Annotated in this window: 16 protein-coding genes; 9 read left to right on the top strand and 7 right to left on the bottom strand. The window is 70.9% G+C overall.

Features of this window, described 5'->3' with window-relative positions; genetic code table 11:
* Window positions 1–157: 157 nt before the first annotated feature.
* Complete coding sequence (locus ACZ4SF_RS25815) at window positions 158–1,105, top strand: hypothetical protein (RefSeq protein WP_468388509.1); 948 nt, start codon at window positions 158–160, stop codon at window positions 1,103–1,105.
* Window positions 1,106–1,198: 93 nt separating this feature from the next.
* On the opposite strand, the gene ACZ4SF_RS25810 is transcribed toward ACZ4SF_RS25815, so the two are convergent.
* Window positions 1,199–1,630, bottom strand: a complete 432-nt coding sequence (locus ACZ4SF_RS25810) for a Rieske (2Fe-2S) protein (protein ID WP_468388507.1) — start codon at window positions 1,628–1,630, stop codon at window positions 1,199–1,201.
* Window positions 1,631–1,929: 299 nt separating this feature from the next.
* Between ACZ4SF_RS25810 and ACZ4SF_RS25805 the strand changes: the two genes are divergently transcribed.
* Together ACZ4SF_RS25805 and ACZ4SF_RS25800 are read left to right on the top strand one after the other, a co-directional pair.
* Window positions 1,930–3,060 (top strand): LacI family DNA-binding transcriptional regulator, encoded by a 1,131-nt coding sequence (locus ACZ4SF_RS25805; RefSeq protein ID WP_468388505.1) that lies wholly within the window; start codon window positions 1,930–1,932, stop codon window positions 3,058–3,060.
* Entirely contained in the window at window positions 3,057–3,977 is a 921-nt protein-coding gene (locus ACZ4SF_RS25800; RefSeq protein WP_468388503.1) for a carbohydrate kinase family protein, read from the top strand. The genes ACZ4SF_RS25805 and ACZ4SF_RS25800 overlap by 4 nt, the downstream gene beginning before the upstream one ends.
* A 193-nt stretch (window positions 3,978–4,170) precedes the next feature.
* Here ACZ4SF_RS25800 and uvrA read toward each other — a convergent pair whose 3' ends face one another.
* Entirely contained in the window at window positions 4,171–7,197 is a 3,027-nt protein-coding gene (gene uvrA / locus ACZ4SF_RS25795; RefSeq protein WP_468388501.1) for an excinuclease ABC subunit UvrA, read from the bottom strand.
* A 224-nt stretch (window positions 7,198–7,421) separates the two neighbouring features.
* Here uvrA and ACZ4SF_RS25790 point away from each other — a divergent pair, with 224 nt between their 5' ends.
* From ACZ4SF_RS25790 to ACZ4SF_RS25770, 5 genes are all read left to right on the top strand, one after another.
* The gene (locus ACZ4SF_RS25790) at window positions 7,422–8,108 is read left to right on the top strand and encodes a maleylpyruvate isomerase family mycothiol-dependent enzyme (RefSeq protein ID WP_468388499.1); all 687 of its coding nucleotides are present in this window, start codon (window positions 7,422–7,424) and stop codon (window positions 8,106–8,108) included.
* Window positions 8,109–8,171: 63 nt separating this feature from the next.
* A complete protein-coding gene (locus tag ACZ4SF_RS25785) occupies window positions 8,172–8,828 on the top strand; it encodes an MBL fold metallo-hydrolase (protein WP_468388497.1) in 657 nt (218 codons plus the stop codon).
* Between the two features lie 341 nt (window positions 8,829–9,169).
* Window positions 9,170–10,048, top strand: coding sequence for an ABC transporter substrate-binding protein (locus tag ACZ4SF_RS25780; protein WP_468388495.1), 879 nt, complete (start codon window positions 9,170–9,172; stop codon window positions 10,046–10,048).
* A complete protein-coding gene (locus tag ACZ4SF_RS25775; RefSeq protein ID WP_468388493.1) occupies window positions 10,045–10,965 on the top strand; it encodes an amino acid ABC transporter permease in 921 nt (306 codons plus the stop codon). Before ACZ4SF_RS25780 ends, ACZ4SF_RS25775 begins: the two co-directional genes overlap by 4 nt.
* A 67-nt stretch (window positions 10,966–11,032) precedes the next feature.
* Complete coding sequence (locus ACZ4SF_RS25770; RefSeq protein WP_468388608.1) at window positions 11,033–11,761, top strand: amino acid ABC transporter ATP-binding protein; 729 nt, start codon at window positions 11,033–11,035, stop codon at window positions 11,759–11,761.
* Between the two features lie 75 nt (window positions 11,762–11,836).
* Here the strand turns inward: ACZ4SF_RS25770 and aroQ are convergent, their stop codons facing one another.
* Window positions 11,837–12,310: a type II 3-dehydroquinate dehydratase gene (aroQ, locus tag ACZ4SF_RS25765; protein ID WP_468388491.1), complete on the bottom strand. Its 474-nt coding sequence runs from the start codon at window positions 12,308–12,310 to the stop codon at window positions 11,837–11,839.
* A 209-nt stretch (window positions 12,311–12,519) separates the two neighbouring features.
* Here aroQ and ACZ4SF_RS25760 point away from each other — a divergent pair, with 209 nt between their 5' ends.
* On the top strand, window positions 12,520–13,791 hold the full coding sequence (locus ACZ4SF_RS25760; RefSeq protein WP_468388606.1) for an MFS transporter: 1,272 nt from the start codon (window positions 12,520–12,522) through the stop codon (window positions 13,789–13,791).
* Between the two features lie 26 nt (window positions 13,792–13,817).
* Here ACZ4SF_RS25760 and ACZ4SF_RS25755 read toward each other — a convergent pair whose 3' ends face one another.
* The 4 genes from ACZ4SF_RS25755 to ACZ4SF_RS25740 form a co-directional block, all read right to left on the bottom strand.
* Window positions 13,818–14,918 carry a calcium:cation antiporter gene (locus ACZ4SF_RS25755; RefSeq protein ID WP_468388489.1) on the bottom strand — a complete coding sequence of 367 codons (1,101 nt, stop codon included), beginning with the start codon at window positions 14,916–14,918 and terminating at the stop codon, window positions 13,818–13,820.
* A gap of 160 nt (window positions 14,919–15,078) precedes the next feature.
* On the bottom strand, window positions 15,079–16,080 hold the full coding sequence (locus ACZ4SF_RS25750; RefSeq protein ID WP_468388487.1) for a TerC family protein: 1,002 nt from the start codon (window positions 16,078–16,080) through the stop codon (window positions 15,079–15,081).
* A gap of 223 nt (window positions 16,081–16,303) precedes the next feature.
* Complete coding sequence (locus ACZ4SF_RS25745) at window positions 16,304–18,283, bottom strand: TerD family protein (protein WP_468388485.1); 1,980 nt, start codon at window positions 18,281–18,283, stop codon at window positions 16,304–16,306.
* 62 nt (window positions 18,284–18,345) lie between these two features.
* Window positions 18,346–18,924 (bottom strand): TerD family protein, encoded by a 579-nt coding sequence (locus ACZ4SF_RS25740; protein WP_468388483.1) that lies wholly within the window; start codon window positions 18,922–18,924, stop codon window positions 18,346–18,348.
* Between the last annotated feature and the right edge of the window lie 76 nt (window positions 18,925–19,000).

Below are 19,000 nucleotides of genomic sequence, written 5' to 3'. Positions count from 1 at the left end.
ACGCTTCAATGCGGGGGAACTCGGGGCCGTGCACGCAGGCGAACGGGCGCGCCGTGACCTGCCACGGGCCTGTCCGCAGCGCCCACGGGGTGGCCCCCCACACCTGCACAGACGGTCTGACCAGCCGTAGTGACACCTCACAGAAAGGCCCCTCGGCATGCGGCATGCCACAGAGCACGCGGACGTCCCCACCGCGGAACTGGACACGGCCCTGCGCGGCGGCCCCTTCCATGTGGCGCTGCGCGCCGCCATCGCCGCACGCGGACTCCCGCTCCAGCGTGTGCAGCACCACCTGTCCCGCCACGGAGTCAAGGTCGGTGTGACCAGCCTGAGTTACTGGCAGCAGGGCGCACGCCGCCCGCAGCGCCCGGAGTCACTGCGCGCCGTACGCGCGCTGGAGGAGATCCTCCAGCTGCCCGACGAGTCCCTGATCCGGCTGCTCGCCGAAGCGAGTGAACGCTCCATGGCCGGCCGCCCCGCGGGCCGCTCGTACCGCTCCCTGATCGAGGCCTCCGACGTCCTGGACCGGCTCACCGCCGACCTGGACTGGTCCGTGGACGGCGGACTGCACACTCTGGGCCATCACGAATGCGTCCGGATCGGCGCCGGGCGGGAGCTGGCGAGCCGCGAGGCCCACCACATCGTGCGCGCCCACCGCGACGGCGTCGACCGCTTCATCGCCGTCCACCACGGCGACCCGGGCTGCGACCCGCGCCGCATGACCGTGCACGCGCTGGAGAACTGCCGCACCGGACGCCTGCGCTGGGACCAGGACACCGGCGTGCTCGTGGCCGAGTTGCTGTTCGGCACCCGGCTGCGCTCCGGCGACACCTTCCTCTTCCGGTACGGCATCGAGGACGGGACGGCCGCGGCCTCCCGCGAGTACCTCCACCGCTTCGGCTCCCCCGGCGGCCAGTACGCGCTTCAGGTGCGCTTCGACCCGGGCACCCTGCCGGTGCGCTGCCACCGCTTCACCCAGCACTCGCCGGCGGCCCCGCGCAGCGGCCGGCAGGACCTCTCCGTGTCCGGACCGCACCACTGCGTCCACGTGGTCGAGCCGCGCATCCGTCCGGGCATCGCGGGAATCGCCTGGGACTGGGAATGAGCGGTCTCCCGCCCCCGCCCGCCGGGCCGCGGGTGTCAGAGGCACACCGCAGCTCTCCGGTCAGGCCGCCGGACCGGCGATGATCCTGCCGTTTCAGGCTGCCGGACCGGCGATGATCCTGCCGTTCGAGGCCTTGACCGTCAGTTCGGGCAGGGGCTCGGTGGCCGGCGCCTGGACCACCTCGCCCGTCACGGCATCGAACTGGCTGCCGTGGCAGGGGCAGGTCAGGGTCGTCCCCTGCAGCTTGTTGATGGGGCATCCCGCGTGCGTGCAGACCGTGCTGTACGCCTTCAGGGTGCCGTCCTCGTCCCGGCTGACGACCACGTTGTGGTCCCGGTAGAGCTTGGCCCCGCCCTTCGCGACCTCGTTCTCGGCACCGAGGTCGACCGGTGCGGTCGGGGTGGCCGCGGCCGAGCCGTCCCCACCTGGGGCGGAGCACGCCGCCAGGCCGAGCCCGGCGACCGGGGCCGCAGCGGCCCCTCGGAGGACGGTTCGGCGGCTCGCGGACGAGGAGGCGGCGGACATCTGGGACTCCACAGGTCAAGGGGTATGCAGGGCGACGATACCCGCGGGGTGGGGGTGGTCAGGAAGGTGTCGGGCGTAAACGCTTGCGTAAGCGTTTACGCGGCGGAGGAACCTGGGGTACGGTCCGCCGGAAAGGCAGGAACGGCTCGGACTGGCCGGTCTGCGGAGACGAGCGGCCTACGGGTGGATCGGGGCCGGTCGAGGCCATCGGTGCGGCCGGGTGGCCGGAGGGGCCGTCGGCGGCTCGTCAGCAGGCTCGGCCCGCAGCGCACGCTCGGATCGAGAAGAAAGGCAGCGCAATGGCCACCATGGCGGACGTCGCCCGGAGTGCGGGGGTCTCCGTGGCGACCGTCTCCCACGTCCTCAACGGCACCCGCCCCGTGCTGCCGCACACCCGCCAGGCCGTGCTCGATGCCATCGACGCTCTCGGCTACACCCCCAACAGCCTGGCGCGCTCGCTGGTGACCTCCCGGACCCGCTCCATCGGCCTCGCGGTGTCGGCCATCAGCAACCCGTACTTCACGGAGATCCTCCAGGGAGTCGAGGCCGCCGCCCTGGAGGCCGGCTACAGCCTCCTCGTCGCCGACCCCCACGACGATCCCCGGCATGAGCGCAAGGTCGTGCAACTCCTCCATGAGCGCCGGGTGGACGGCATGATCGTCGCCCCTTCCGCGCACCCGGCCGACCTCATCGGATACCTCCGCCGTCACGCCGTACCGACCGTGTTCCTGGACCGGCTGGTCGACGCACCCGTGCCGGAGGACCTCCCGCCGGCCGGTGCGGCGAGTGCCCCTTCCTCCCCCGGCGTGCCATGGTTCGACCAGGTCTGCGCCGAGAGCGCCGCACCGACGAGCCGGCTCGTCGCCCATCTCGCCCGGCTGGGACACCGCCGGATCGGGCTGATCGCCGGCCTGCCCGGGCTCAGCACCACCGGGGAGCGCATCGCCGGCTACCGGGATGGCCTCGCCACCGCCGGGCTCGTCCACGACGAACGTCTCGTCGTCTCCGGCAACTCCGAGTCCTCCGGCGCCGAGCAGGCAACGGCCGCCCTGCTCGCCCTGCCCGAGCCGCCCACGGCACTCGTCACCGCCAACAACGCGATGACCATCGGCACCCTGCGCACGCTGCGCCGGCACGGCCGGTCAGTGCCGGACGACATCGCCCTGTGCTGCTTCGACGACTTCGCCTGGGCCGACCTGTTCTCGCCCCGGCTGACCACCGTCGCCCAGCCCAGCCGGGAGCTGGGCGCCCTGGCCGTCCGCATGCTCCTGGAGCGCCTGGCCGAGCCGGGCCGCCCGACCCGGACGCTCCGCCTGCCCTGCACTTTCGTCCACCGCACGTCCTGCGGATGCCCGGAGGAGCCGGACCCTCCGGAAACGGCCGGGCGAACCGCATCATCCACACTGCGCGAGAAGGGAACCACCTCGTGATCGTCGTTGCCGGTGAGGCATTGATCGACCTGGTACCGCAGGGCCCCGGTGCCCTCGCCGACCTGAAGCCGGCGCTCGGCGGCGGCCCGTACAACACCGCGGTGGCCCTCGGCCGGCTCGGCTCCCCCACCGCCTTCTGCTCCCGGACCTCGCACGACGCGTTCGGCGAGGCCCTGCTGGACGGGCTGCGGCAGGCCGGGGTCGACGTGTCGGGCGTGCAGCGGGGACCGGAGCCGACGACCCTGGCGGTGGCCACGATCGACGCCGGCGGTTCGGCCGCCTACTCCTTCTATGTGGACGGCACGGCCGACCGCCTGTTCACCGCCCCGGCCGCTCTGCCCGCCGGTACGCGCGGGGTGTCCTTCGGTACCTGCTCGCTCGTCCTGGAGCCGGGGGCGAGCGCCTACGAGGAGCTGATGCGGACCGCGGCGGGACAGGGGCTGTTCACCGCGCTCGACCCCAACATCCGGGCGGGGCTGATCCCGGACGCGGACGCCTATCGGGCGCGTTTCAAGAGCTGGCTGCCCTCGGTGACGCTACTGAAGCTGTCCGCGGAGGACGCGGCGTGGCTCGGCGGCAGCCCGCGCGAGTGGCTGGCCGAGGGGCCGTCGGCCGTGGTGGTCACGCGGGGCGGCGACGGTCTGACCGTGTTCACCCGGGACGGCGGGGAGCATTCCGTGCCGGGCGAGAAGGTCGAGGTCGTGGACACCATCGGCGCCGGTGACACGGTGAACGCGGCCTTGCTGCACGGGCTGGCCGCACGGGACGCGCTGTCCCCGGAAGCGCTCGCCGCCCTCGGGACGGAGGGCTGGACGCGGTTGCTGCACTTCGCGGCGCGGGCGGCGGCGATCACCTGCTCGCGGGCGGGGGCCGAGCCACCGTACGCGGCGGAGCTGGGCGGTCCTGCCGCGCCGTGAGCGGCTGACTCTCCCTGTGCTGTTGACAAGGTACGGCCGGGCCTGCGGTGTGCCAGGAGCTGTCGGACCGCCGGACCGGGCTGCTGATGGGGGAACGAGCGGCGCCCCGCGGGGAGTTCCCGCGGGGCGCCGCTTTTTGATGTGTTGTCAGGCGGTGGCCGGAGGGGGTCCTGCCCGCCCTCCGGGCGCACGGTCAGGCCTTGCGGGCCCGCGTCGTCTTCTTGGCGGGCGTGGCCTTCTTCGTGACCGCCGCGGCCTTCTTGGTCGCGGTGTTGTTGGCCTTGGCCGTCACCGTCTTCCGCGCCGTCGACTTGGCCGCGGCCGTCTTCCGGGCCGCCGCGGCGCGCGGCGCCTTCACCGGTTCCGCGTCGCTGATGCGGTCGGCGCCGAGGACCTCGCGCAGGAACTTGCCGGTGTGGCTGGCCGGGACCCCGGCCACCTCCTCCGGCGTGCCCTCGGCGACCACCAGGCCGCCTCCGGCGCCGCCCTCCGGGCCCATGTCCACGATCCAGTCGGCGGTCTTGATCACATCGAGGTTGTGCTCGATGACGATGACCGTGTTGCCCTTGTCGACCAAGCCGCCGAGGACCTTGAGCAGCTTGCTGATGTCCTCGAAGTGCAGACCGGTGGTCGGCTCGTCCAGGACGTAGACCGTGCGCCCGGTGGATCGCTTCTGCAGTTCGCTGGCAAGCTTGACGCGCTGCGCCTCACCACCGGAGAGAGTGGTGGCGGACTGGCCGAGGCGGACGTAGCCGAGACCCACGTCGTTCAGCGTCTTCAGGTGACGGGAGATCGCCGGGACCGCCTCGAAGAAGTGCATGGCCTCCTCGATCGGCATGTTCAGCACCTCGGCGATGGACTTGCCCTTGTAGTGGACCTCCAGGGTCTCCCGGTTGTACCGGGCACCGTGGCAGACCTCGCACGGGACGTAGACGTCCGGGAGGAAGTTCATCTCGATCTTGATCGTGCCGTCGCCCGCGCAGTTCTCGCAGCGGCCGCCCTTGACGTTGAAGGAGAAGCGACCGGGCTGGTAGCCCCGGACCTTCGCCTCGGTGGTCTCGGCGAAGAGCTTGCGGATGTGGTCGAAGACGCCGGTGTACGTCGCCGGGTTGGACCGCGGGGTGCGGCCGATCGGCGACTGGTCGACGTGCACGACCTTGTCGACCAGGTCGTCGCCGTCCACACGCGTGTGGCGTCCGGGAACGGTCCGGGCGCCGTTCAGCTCGCGGGCCAGATGCGTGTACAGGATGTCGTTGACCAGGGTCGACTTGCCGGACCCTGAGACACCGGTGACGGCCGTGAACACACCCAACGGGAAGGACACGTCGATGTCCTGCAGGTTGTTCTCCCGGGCGCCGTGCACGGTCAGCCGACGGGACGGGTCCTGGGGACGCCGGATGTCCGGCAGCGGGATCGCCTTGCGGCCAGAGAGGTACTGGCCGGTCTGGGACTCGGCGTTGGCGAGCAGTTCCTTCAGGGAGCCGCTGTGCACGACCTTGCCACCGTGCTCGCCGGCGCCTGGGCCGATGTCCACGATCCAGTCGGCGACCTTGATGGTGTCCTCGTCGTGCTCCACGACGATGAGCGTGTTGCCCATGTCGCGCAGCCGCACCAGGGTCTCGATCAGCCGGTGGTTGTCCCGCTGGTGCAGGCCGATGGACGGCTCGTCCAGCACGTACAGGACGCCGACGAGGCCGGAGCCGATCTGCGTGGCAAGGCGGATGCGCTGGGCCTCGCCGCCGGAGAGGGTGCCGGCCGCGCGGTTGAGCGACAGGTAGTCCAGGCCGACGTCGACCAGGAAGCGCAGCCGTTCGTTGACCTCCTTCAGGACCCGCTCGGCGATCTTCTTGTCACGGGCGTTGAGCTTCAGCTCGCCCAGGAAGTCCGCGCAGTCGCTGATCGACATCGCGGAGACCTCGGCTATCGACTTCTCCATGATCGTGACGGCCAGGACGATCGGCTTCAGGCGCGTGCCTTCACAGCCGGGGCAGGGCACCTCGCGCATGTAGCCCTCGAAGCGCTCGCGGCTGGCGTCGCTCTCGGCCTCGCTGTGCCGGCGCTTGACGAAGGGCACCGCACCTTCGAAGGGCGTGGTGTACACGCGCTCGCGGCCGTACCGGTTGCGGTAGCGCACCTCGATCTGGGTCTTGTGGCCGTAAAGGAGGGCCTTCTTGGCACGCTGCGGCAGGCCCGCGAAGGGGATGTCCGTGCGGAAGCCGAGGGCGTCCGCGAGCGCGCCGATCAGGCGGCCGAAGTAGTCCTTGGTGTGCCCGTGCGACCAGGGGTGGATGGCGCCCTCGTCCAGGGACTTGTCCTCGTCCGGGACGATCAGCTCCGGGTCGACCTCCATGCGCGTGCCGATACCCGTGCACTCGGGACAGGCGCCGAAGGGCGAGTTGAAGGAGAAGGAGCGCGGCTCCAGCTCCTCGAAGGACAGGTCGTCGTACGGGCAGTACAGGTGCTCGGAGAACATGCGCTCGCGCTCGGGGTCGTCCTCGGGGAGGTCGACGAAGTCGAGCACGATCATGCCGCCGGACAGGCCGAGCGCGGTCTCCACGGAGTCGGTGAGGCGGCGCTTGGCGGATTCCTTCACGGTGAGGCGGTCCACGACCACCTCGATGGTGTGCTTCTCCTGCTTCTTCAGGACCGGCGGCTCGGAAAGCTGAACGGTCTGGCCGTCCACACGCGCGCGGGAGTAACCCTTGGTCTGCAGGTCGGCGAAGAGGTCGACGAACTCGCCCTTGCGTTCGCGCACCAGCGGCGACAGCACCTGGAAGCGGCTCCCCTCCGGCAGCTCCAGGACCCTGTCCACGATGGCCTGGGGCGACTGGCGCGAGATCGGGCGGCCGCACTCGGGGCAGTGCGGCTTGCCGATGCGAGCGAAGAGCAGACGCAGGTAGTCGTAGACCTCGGTGATCGTGCCGACCGTCGAGCGCGGGTTGCGCGAGGTCGACTTCTGGTCGATGGAGACCGCCGGGGACAAGCCCTCGATGAAGTCGACGTCCGGCTTGTCCATCTGGCCGAGGAACTGCCGGGCGTACGAGGAGAGCGACTCCACGTAGCGGCGCTGACCCTCGGCGAAGATGGTGTCGAAGGCCAGGGAGGACTTGCCCGACCCGGACAGGCCCGTGAAGACGATGAGCGAGTCACGAGGCAGGTCGAGCGAGACATTCTTCAGGTTGTGCTCGCGCGCGCCACGGACGATGAGACGGTCGGCCACGCCGGTCCGCACCTTTCTTGAGAGAAGTGACAGGGGCGGGGCCCCCGTGCTTCTTCAGACTAGGGGGAGCCACTGACAACGCCGGTCGGATTGCCCGGTTGCATAACAACCCCCGACCCTCCAGCATGCCCGACGCCGCCTTCGACGATATAGCACGCGCATTCGATTTGCGGACGCGCTTCACCACCTTCACCCGAACGTGTGGCCGCACTAGGGTCGGCGCCATGATGGATCACGCTCATGACCTGGCCTGTGTACGTGAGGCGACCGATCGGCTCCTCAGCGCGGTCGCCAAGATGGACAACGCCTCCCTCGCCGAGCCGTCACGGCTTCCCGGCTGGAGCCGCGGGCATGTCCTCGCCCACCTCGCCCGCAACGCGGACGCCCTCGTGAACGTTCTGGAGGGCCGTCCCATGTACGCGAGCGCCGAACAGCGCGACGCCGACATCGAGCGCGACGCCACGCGCCCCTTGGAGGTGCACGTCACCGACCTCCAGGAGAGCGCGGCCCGCTTCCGGGCGGCCGGGGACGCCCCCGCGGACTGGACGCGCACGGTGGAGCTGCGCAACGGGATCACCGACTCCGCGTCCCGCGTGCCGTTCCGGCGGTGGGTGGAGGTGGAGCTGCACCACGTCGACCTCGGGATCGGATACGAGCTGGAGGACCTCCCGGCGGAGTTCCTGGAGCGGGAGACGGGCTTCCTCGCGGACCGGTTCTCCGGGCACCCCGACGTCCCGGTGACCCGCATCTCGGACGGCACGCGCGCGTGGACCACCGGGCGCGAGGCGGACGGACCCGAGTTCACGGTCACCGGCCGGCCCGCGGACCTGGTGGGCTGGCTCGCAGGGCGCCGCGACGGAGCGGCACTGGAGGTGCGGGGCGGGACGGTGCCGAAGCTGCCCCCTCTGTAGCCCGGCAGCCGTCCACGGCGCTACGGCCGTCGGCCGGGGCTCGTCCGCTATAGGCTGATCACCATGACGTACTCCGGAGTGGTCAGGGTCGGCGGACCGGCGGACGTGCACGAGCTGAAAGACCTGATGATCACCAAGATCGCGGTCGGTCCGATGGACAACAACGCCTATCTGCTGCGCTGCCGGGCCACCGACGAACAGCTCCTGATCGACGCCGCCAACGAGGCGGGGACGCTCCTCGGCATGATCGGTGACGACGGCATCGCGTCCGTCGTCACCACACACCAGCACGGGGACCACTGGCAGGCGCTCGCCGAGGTCGTCGCCGCCACACGCGCGCGTACGTACGCGGGCCGCGACGACGCCCCCGGCATCCCGGTGCCCACCGACGTACTCGTCGACGACGGAGATGTGATCCGGGTGGGCCGGGTGGAACTCACCGCGCGCCACCTGGTCGGGCACACCCCGGGCTCCATCGCGCTGGTCTACGACGACCCGCACGGCCACCCGCACGTCTTCACCGGCGACTGTCTCTTCCCGGGCGGCGTCGGCAACACGCGCAAGGACCCGAAGGCGTTCGCCAGCCTGGTCCACGACGTGGAGACCAAGATCTTCGACGTGCTGCCGGACGAGACGTGGGTGTACCCCGGGCACGGCAACGACACCACGCTGGGCGCGGAACGGCCGCAGCTGCCGGAGTGGCACGCGCGCGGGTGGTGAGGTTCCGCATCGAGAAGTGAGCCTCGGACCGGCACACGCGCCCGGCGTGCGGCGCGTCTTACGCGCCCCGTGTGAACGTTTCGCACGCTTCCGCTTCAAGTGCGCGCTCCCGCAGGCAGGTGCCGCGCAGTCAACTGGTAGCAGCCCCGCGCAGGATGACGGCTCCTGAGCGGCAGGGGCCGCCGGTCTCCAACCCCGCCCTCGGCCGGCGGCCCGGGCTTCGGCACGCGCGCGTGAACCGCGTTCACCCGCGTTCACACGGCCGCAACACCCGTTCCCAGTATGCGGACAACGACCGCCGTGACCTGGACAGACGCCGCTTTCGCTGCCACTCTCCCGCCATGCATCCTGCCCCTCGCGCCCTGCGCCGCGCAGTAGCCGCAGCCACCGTAGCCCTACTCGCCACCGCTGTCGGCTGTGCTCCGCAGCCCGAGGACAAGGCCTCGGCCGCCCCGACGACCGCGAAGAGCTGCACCCAGGGCAAGCTGGCCACCCAGACGGCCGGGAAACTCACGATCGCGACCGACGAGCCGGCGTACGAACCGTGGTTCGAGGACGGCGAGCCCGCCAACGGCAAGGGCTTCGAGTCGGCGGTCGCCTACGCCGTGGCGAAGCGACTGGGCTACGGCAAGAACGCGGTCGTATGGCAGAAGGTGCCGTTCAACAAGGCGTTCGCACCGGGCGAGAAGACCTTCGACTTCGACGTCAACCAGGTGTCGATCAGCACCGAGCGCAAGAAGGCCGTGGACTTCTCCTCGGGTTACTACGACGTGCGCCAGGCCGTCATCGCGCTGAAGGGCGGCAAGGCGGCCTCGGCGACGAGCATCGCGGACCTGAAGAAGCTGAAGCTGGGCGCCCAGGTGGGTACCACGAGCCTCGACTACATCACCGACGTGGTGAAGCCGGAGCAGGACGCCGCCGTCTACGCCAAGAACGACCAGGCCAAGTCCGCGCTGAAGAACGGTCAGGTCGACGCCGTCGTCACCGATCTGCCGACCGCGTTCTACATCACCGCGGCCGAGGTGACGAACGCGAAGATCGTCGGCCAGTTCGAGAACCAGGGCGGCACGCCCGAGCAGTTCGGGCTCGTACTCGACAAGGGCAGCGCGCTGACCTCGTGCGTGTCCGGCGCCGTCGACGCCCTGCGCAAGGACGGCACACTGGCCGGGATCGAGAAGCAGTGGCTGTCGGAGGCCGTCGACGCACCGGTGCTCAAGTGACAGTCACCAAGGGGGAGTCGGCCCGGGAGGGCGCGGACGGCGAGGGCGACATGACCGGGGGCGCCGACGACGGCTACGTGCCCTCCGCACGGCGGCTGGAACGTGAGCGCCACCGACGCGCACGTGCGCGCCGGGCCACGGCCGTCGCGGCCGTCTCGACGCTCGCCACGGCCGCCGTGCTCTACCTGGTCGTCGTCGACGCCCCGGGCTGGCCGCGCACCAAGGAGACCTTCTTCAGCGCCCACTACGCGCGCGAGGCGCTCCCGAAGGTACTCGAAGGACTGTGGCTGAACGTCCGCCTGCTGCTCGTCTGTGGTGCCGCCGTGCTGATCCTCGGCATGCTGATCGCCATCGCACGGACGCTGCGCGGGCCGGTGTTCTTCCCGCTGCGGGTGCTGGCGGCGGCGTACACGGACTTCTTCCGCGGGCTGCCGCTGATCATCAACCTGATGATCGTGGTCCTGGGCGTGCCGGCGCTGCGGCTGCAGGGCGTGACGGTCGATCCCGTGCTGCTGGGCGGTACGGCGCTGACGCTGACGTACTCGGCGTACGTGGCGGAGGTGTTCCGGGCCGGCATCGAGTCCATCCACCCCTCGCAGCGGGCGGCTGCCCGCTCGCTGGGCCTGTCCAACCGGCAGGCGCTGCGCTACGTCGTGCTGCCGCAGGCGGTGCGCCGGCAGGTGCCGCCGCTGCTCAACGACCTGGTGTCGCTGCAGAAGGACACCGGTCTGGTGTCGATCGGCGGCGCGGTGGACGCCGTACGCGCGGCCGACATCATCGTGGGCCGCAGTCTGAACTACACGCCGTACGTCGTCGCGGGTCTTGTGTTCGTGGCGCTGACCATCCCGATGACCCGGTTCACCGACTGGGTGACGGCCCGGACGGACCGGCAGCGGGCCCAGGGAGGATCCCTGTGAGCACCCGGGAAGGATCCCTGTGAGCACGACGAAGAGCACACCCGAGAGCGCCGCGCCGGTGCTGCGCATGGAGTCCGTCCGCAAGACCTTCGGCGGCTCGGTCGTCCTGCGGGACGTCGGTCTGGAGGTCGCCCCACACACGGTGACCGCGCTGATCGGCGCCTCCGGCTCGGGCAAGTCCACACTGCTGCGCTGCGCCAACCTCCTGGAGGAGATCGACGACGGCGCGATCTGGCTGGACGGCGAGGAGATCACGGACCCGCGCGTCGACCAGGACGCGGTACGGCGCCGGATCGGCGTCGTCTTCCAGGCGTACAACCTCTTCCCGCACATGACCGTGCTCGACAACATCACGCTCGCGCCGCGCCGCGTGCACGGCGTCTCCCGCGCGGAGGCCGAGGAACGGGCCAGGGAGCTGCTGGAGCGCCTCGGCCTGGCCGGCAAGGCGGCTGCCTACCCGGACCGGCTCAGCGGCGGTCAGCAGCAGCGCGTGGCGATCGTACGGGCCCTCGCCGTGCGTCCCCGGCTGTTGCTGCTGGACGAGATCACGGCCGCGCTCGACCCCGAACTCGTGGGCGAGGTACTGGAGGTGGTGCGCGGTCTGAAGGGCGAGGGCATGACCATGGTGCTGGCGACGCACGAGATGGGCTTCGCGCGGGACGTCGCCGACCAGGTGTGCTTCCTGGACGGCGGGGTCGTGCTGGAGCGCGGCACCGCCGAGCAGGTCTTCGGCGACCCGCAGCGGGAGCGCACCCGGCGCTTCCTGCGGCGGATCGTCGAGGCGGGCCGGCTGTAACCCCGCGCGCGGGGTGCGCGTCTGCCGGTCCCACCGCGCGTGCTACGCGTTCGCCGGCGCCGCCCCGCGCGCGGGTCACGCATCCGCCGGTGCCGCCCCCAGCAGGGCCGCGACCCGCTCCACGCCGAACACATAGCCCTGCACTCCGCAGCCGGCGATCACGCCGTCTGCACGCAGCGACACGTAGGAGTGGTGCCGGAACGATTCCCGCTGGTGGATGTTGGAGATGTGCACCTCCAGCACAGGCATGCCGTCACAGGTGTTGAGCGCATCCAGGATCGCGACCGAGGTGTGCGAGTAGGCACCGGGATTGATGACGATCCCGCAGTGGTTCAGTCGTGCCTGGTGGATCCAGTCGACCAGTTCGCCCTCGTGGTTGGACTGCCGGAGGTCCACCGTGCCGCCGTGCGCGGCTGCCGCCCTGGCGCACAGCGCCTCCACGTCGGCCAGCGTGTCCTTGCCGTAGATCTCGGGCTGGCGCTGGCCGAGCAGGTTCAGGTTGGGCCCGTTGAGGATCATGATCGGGGCGTTGGCCAGGGTGCGGGGCACGGTTCCTCCGGTCCTTCGGGGGCGGTCGTCGACGACCGCTGCTCGCACCCGGTGTATCACGGTGACCAGGGCAGGCGGTGTGCCGTGCGCGCCCGTCGCCACGGCGTGCACCTCGGTTCCGTGATCACTCCCGTACGCCCCCGTAACTCTTGATCACTACGGGTAGTTGACGCGACATGCGCCCTGTACGCCCTGTGAGCACCCCGTCCATGCCGCGGCTCGCCGCCGCCTCACTCGCCGGGACGGCGATCGAGTTCTACGACTTCTTCGTCTACGGGACCGCCGCTGCCCTGGTCCTGGGGCCGTTGTTCTTCCCGACGTTCTCGCCGGTCGCGGGGACGCTCGCGGCGTTCGCGACCTTCGGGGTGGGGTTCGTGGCCCGACCGCTCGGCTCGGTGCTGTTCGGGCACCTCGGGGACCGGCGCGGACGCCGGCCCGTGCTCGTCATCTCGCTGCTGCTCACCGGCGCCTCGACGGTCGCGGTCGGCTGCGTGCCGTCGTACGGGACGATCGGCGTGGCGGCGCCCGTGCTGCTGCTCGTCCTGCGCTTTCTGCAGGGGCTGGGACTCGGCGGGGAGTGGGGCGGGGCGGTACTGCTGACCGCCGAGCACGCGCCCGCCCGGCGGCGCGCCCTGTGGTCGAGCTTCCCACAGGTGGGGCCGGCACTCGGCTTCGTACTGGCCAACGGGGTGATGCTCGCCCTGTCGGCGGCGTTGTCCGACGCGGAGTTCGCGCGGTGGGGCTGGCGCGTGCCCTTCTGGGCGGCCGGCGCGCTGGCACTGGCCGGTCTGTGGCTGCGTTCGTCGCTCGCGGAGAGCCCCCGGTTCCTGGAGATCGACGACCACGCGCGCGTGCCGCTCGTCGAGGTCGTCCGGCACCACGGGCGGCTGGTGCTGCTGACGGCCGGGGCGCTGGCCGTCGGCTATGCGGTGTTCTACGCGGTGACGACCTGGTCGCTGGCGTATGCGACGGAACGGCTCGGTGTGAGCCGGACGGTGATGCTGACGTGCATCATGGCCGCGGTCGTCGTGAAGGGGGCGCTCACTCCGCTCATGGCGCTGCTCGGCGACCGGTACGGACGCCGCCCGATGTGTCTGACGGGCTGTGCGGCCTGCGCCCTCTGGATGCTTCCGATGGTGGCGCTGCTCGGGACCGGCGAGCCGCTGCTGATGTTCCTCGCCATCCTGGGCGCCCTGATCGCCTTCGTGATCATGTTCTCGGTGATCGCCGCCTATCTGCCGGAGCTGTACGAGGCCCGGGTGCGCTGCACGGGCGCGGCCGTCGGCTACAACCTCGGCGGTGTCCTCGGCGGAGCGCTCACCCCGGTCGTGGCCACGGCGCTCGCACAGCAGGGCGGACGGGTCCCATGGGGCGTGGGGGTGTATCTGACCGGCATCGCGCTGTTCAGCCTGGTCTGCTTCACGCTGCTTCCGGAGACGCGGCCGGTGCCCGTGCCGGCGGTGGAGCCGGTCGCGGGCTGACCGGACGCGTCGCGGGCCAAGCCCGGCTACGGGTTGATCGCGAGTTCCAGGTAGGCCGCGAACAGGACCAGGTGCACACCGCCCTGGAGGGGCGTGGCCCGGCCCGGCACCACCGTGAGGGAACTGACCACCACGGTCAGCGCGAGCAGCAGCATGTGGGTCGCGCCGAGGCCAAGGACGAGCGGCCCGGACAGCCAGACCGAGGCGAGCGCCACGGCCGGGATGGTCAGGCCGATACTGGCCATCGCGGAGCCGAGGGCCAGGTTGAGACTGGTCTGCACCCGGTCCCTGCGGGCGGAACGCAGCGCCGCGATCGTCTCGGGCAGCAGGACGAGCAGGGCGATGACCACACCGACGACCGCGTTCGGCAGTCCCGCCGCGGCCACGCCCGACTCGATCGTGGGCGACACGCTCTTGGCCAGGCCGACGACGCCGATCAGGGCCAGCCCGAGCAGGCCGAGGCTGATCCACGCGGTCCGCGCGGGCGGGGGTGCGGCGTGGGTGTCGACGGCGATGACCTCGCCCTGCCGGCTGATCGGCAGGAAGTAGTCGCGGTGGCGCACGGTCTGGGTGGCCACGAACAGGCCGTAGAGGATCAGTGACGACAGCGCAGCGAACGTCAGCTGGACGGTGGAGAACTCGGGCCCGGGCTTGCTGGTCGTGAACGTCGGCAGCACCAGGCTGAGTGTCGCCAGCGTGGCCACGGTCGCCAGCGCCGCGCCGGTGCCCTCGGCGTTGAAGACCGCCGTGCCGTGCCGCAGGGAGGCCACGAGCAGGCAGAGCCCGACGATGCCGTTGCAGGTGATCATCACGGCGGCGAAGACGGTGTCCCGGGCCAGGGTGGAACTCTTGGCGCCGCCGTCCGCCATGAGGGTGACGATCAGGGCCACCTCGATGACCGTGACGGCGATGGCGAGCACCAGCGAACCGAAGGGCTCGCCGACGCGGTGGGCGACGACCTCTGCGTGGTGCACCGCCGCCAGCACGGCACCGGCGAGGACGAGGGTCACCAGGCCGACGGCCGCGCCGGGCAGGTCCCTGCCCCAGGTGAAGATCAACAGCACGGCGGCGAGCACCGGCACGAGGATCGTCCATTGCCGGATGAGCGACCGGAGCCGAGTGATCATGCCGCGATCGTCGCAGAGCTGTACAGAATCTGCATTCCGCTCTTTTCGGATGCCTCTCGTCCTTTCCGGTACGGGCCCCGGCGCCGGCGGAGCCGGGCCTCCGCCTCACGCCGAGACCCCGCAGAGGGCCGGCTGAGATCGCGAGCGTCCAGGGGCGTGGTCAGGCGTCGGCGCTGTCCTTCGGAGCGTCTTGACCGTCGAGGCGCGCCGCCTCGACGGCCGCCTGCTTCCTGGAGGCCATCAGGCTCGTGATCGTGGTGACGACGAGGACCGCACAGATCACGCCGAGCGAGACCGGGATGCTGATCTCGGGCACGTGGACGCCGGACTCGTGCAGGGCATGCAGGACCAGCTTGACACCGATGAAGCCGAGGATGATCGACAGGCCGTACGAGAGGTGGACCAGCTTCCTGAGCAGTCCGCCGATGAGGAAGTACAGCTGACGCAGACCCATCAGGGCGAAGGCGTTGGCGGTGAAGACGATGTACGGGTCCTGGGTCAGGCCGAAGATGGCCGGGATGGAGTCCAGGGCGAAGAGCACGTCGGTGGTGCCGATGGCCAGCATCACGACCAGCATCGGGGTCATGACGCGCTTGCCGTTCTGCTGGACCCACAGCTTGGTGCCGTGGTACCGGTCGGCCACGCCGAACTTGCGCTCCGCGGCCTTCAGCAGCTTGTTCTCCTCGTACTCTTCGTTCTCCTCGTCGGCGCGGGCCTCCTGGATGAGCTTCCAGGCGGTCCAGATCAGGAAGGCGCCGAAGATGTAGAACACCCAGGAGAAGCTGGCGATGATCGCGGCTCCGGCGGCGATGAAGACAGCCCTCAGAACCAGGGCTATGAGGACGCCGACGAGCAGGACGCGCTGCTGATACTGGCTGGGCACCGCGAACTTCGCCATGATGAGGACGAAGACGAAGAGGTTGTCGACGCTCAGCGATTTCTCGGTGATGAAGCCGGCGAAGAACTCGCCGGCGGGCTGTCCGCCGCCGAAGAGGAGCAGGCCGAGGCCGAAAAGGCCGGCCAGGGCGATCCAGACGACGGTCCAGATGCCCGCTTCCTTGATCGACACATCGTGCGGCTTGCGCCCGATGAAGAAGTCGACGGCAATCAGGGCGGCAAGGCCCACGATGGTGAGGACCCACAGGGTCATGGTGACTTCCACTGCACCTCCGGCATTACGTGACGGCAAACACATCAGCGTTGTTGCTGCCGGAGGTCTCTTCCACCCGCTATGGGTCGACGCCCCGGGACCGGAACCGGTCCGTACTGACGGGTGCGCCGCAGTCAGGGAGTACTCCCCTCCGCACGAAAGAGAATACCCGAATCACCAAGGAAAGGTAAAGGAGCAAGTAAAGAAAACACCAAAACCACTGGTCAGGCCGGCTTTACCTGTGCTTGGCCTGCCCTCTGGCCACCTCGGCGAGCACTACCTCCAGAATCCGGCTGCCGGCCGGGACGAGTGAGGGTTCGTAGCTCCAGGCATGACCGACCCACGGATCCGCGAGGTGATCGTCGGGCAGCGGGGTGAGTCGCAGGAGCGAACGCCACAGCGGGTCGAGCAAGGGGCCGTAGGCGGCGGCGTCCTCGCGGTCCGCGACGAGCAGCAGGTGTACGCCGACGGCCGGGCCCTCGTCGGCGAGGTAGCGCAGTCGGGTCACCGCCCGGTCGTCGAAGCCGTGCGGGAAGTCGTTGACGATCAGCAGCTGCTGAGCGGGGTCGACATCGGCCGGCAGCGCCTCGGCCGCGCCTGCGCGCACCGCCATCTGCACCAGGTCCACATGCCGGGTCAGCGTCTCCAGCACCTGCGCGACCCCCGCCGCCCCGGCGGCGGGCGGCACCGCGAGCACTCCGGACCTCGTCAGCGGCAACAGCGCTCCGGCCCCGGCTCCGGCCGGGTCGAGGACCTGCACGGCGAACGCCCCCGGCGGGTGCACGGCGAGCAGACGTGCGGCCAGGGCGACCGCCGCCTCCATGGCCAAGTGCCGCAGCTCGGCGGAGTCCAGCAGCGAGTCGTCGGCCGATGCCGGACCGCTGTCGATCCACAGACCTCGTTCCAGCGGCAGTCTCACCAGCAGGGGGATACTCAGCGGAGCGCTCTCGGGCAGCTGGAGATCGCCGAGCCGCAGCGCCATCGGCGGCTCGGCCGGGGCGCGGTAGGCATGCCAGACAGGGTTGTCCCAGCGGGCGTAGGCGGGAGGGAGCGCGGGCTCGACCACCTCGGCCTCGGCGGTGAGCTGGGCGAGGTCGCGGTCGAAGGCAGCGCGCGCCTGGTCGGTCAACTGGGTGTGGCGGGCATGCGCCGCCTCCCGGGCGGCATCAGCGCCCGTACCGAGCCTCAGGCGCGGGTCGGCGAGAACCTGGTCGAGTTCCTTCTCCAGGCGGGAATCGGCGAAGTCGACGGCGCTGCGGTAGGCCGCCGTGGTGCGGGCCAGGTCCTCGAACATGCCCCGGACCTGGTTGTACAGCCGCTCCTCCGTCGTCCAGCCCACGGCGTCCCCTGCGACGGGCTGCGCGGGCTCCCCGTCGGCGGCCGGGAAGACGGTCGGGGGCGGCGAGGGCGGAGTGCGGTGTGCGCGACGGGGATGTGTGTAGTCGATCGGGCCGCCGGAGCGCTCCGGATGCGGATCGACGGCTTCGAGGTCCTGGGCGGTACGGTTCGCGTCGTCGAAGGGGCTCTGCGGGCCGTACGGGGGCGTGGGTTCCACCGGTCCGGGAGCGGCGGTGGTCTGGGCGTCGGCGGAAGCACCCAGTGGGTCGCGTGCGGGGGTGGTGTGCGGGTCGGACGCGACCGACGGTGCCGGGACTGCGTGGGCCAGGCGGTCGGTCACCGCTTCCTGGACGGCGGTCGCGAGGTCGTCGGCGTCACGCAGCCCTTGGTCGGCGAGGAGCGCGGTGAGACCGGTCGCATAGCCCTGGCCGAGGGCCCGCACCTTCCAGGCGCCCTGTCTGCGGTACAGCTCCAGGGCGAGGACGGCCGCTTCGGTGTCCAGGCCGGTGAGGGTGTAACTGGCGAGTTCGGTGCCGTCGGGGCCGCTGACCGCGGTGTGCGGGGCGGGGACGGCACCGAAGCGGAGCGGGCCGGCGGTGCCGGTGGGCAGGGCGAGGAACACGTCGAGGCGGTGCACGGCATCCGGCAGGGCGGCGAGGTCGACGGCCAGGCGGTGCTCGGCGGCGGCCTGCCGGGAGACCTCCACGCCGGGCAGCGCGGGGGCGCCGGGGTGGACGACCCACTCGGGGCCGTGCACCGTGCCGTGCTCGTCGCCCAGTGTGGCCCCGGCCAGGACCGGCACCCCGGCCGAGATCCGGATCTCCAGCCGGATCTCGGACAACGGGTGGTTCTGTCCCCGCACCAGCTCGGCCGTCATCGCCCTCGCCCCCTGTGTCGTGATGTCGTGCGTGCCGCGCCGGGTGTGCGGGCGGTCAGGTCCTACAGGTGCGGCAGGATCGCCGGCATCAGGTCCTGGAAGGTGCGGCCGTTGGCCGGAGCGCCGATGGCGGTCATCGTCCAGCCGGCGCCGGCCCGGTGCACCTTGGCCATGATCTGGGCGGTGTACTCGCCACCGCCGGCCAGCGTGTAGCGGGCGAGTTCCTGGCCGTTGGTCTCGTCGACGAGGCGGCAGAACGCGTTCTCCACCTCATGGAACGTCTGGCCCGTGAAGGAGTTCACGGTGAAGACGATCTGGTCGACGTGGACCGGGACGCGCTGCAGGTCCACCAGGATGGCCTCGTCGTCCCCGCCCTGGCCGACGCCACCGACGAGGTTGTCACCGGTGTGGCGCACGGAACCGTCGTCGCTCACCAGGTGGCGGAAGAAGACGACGTCGACGGGCTGCTTCTCGGCGAAGAGAACGGCCGAGGCGTCCAGGTCGATCTCGCGCGTGCGGGAACCGAACAGGCCACGCCGCTTCGCCGCCTGCCAGCCGAGCCCCATGCGGACCGCGCTCAGAGAGGCCCCGTCCTTCTTCTCCAGGCTGATCGCCTGACCCTTGCTCAAGTTGACGGACACGGCTCAATCCCCTCTCGACGGTCCCCTGTTGCCGCGCCGTACTGTGCTGCGTACTGCGCGGTTGTCCAGAACACTA

The sequence above is a fragment of the Streptomyces sp. NPDC027663 genome, from assembly GCF_055566415.1.
Note: the sequence above shows the minus strand (reverse complement) of the source record. Positions and strands in the feature narration are given on the sequence as shown.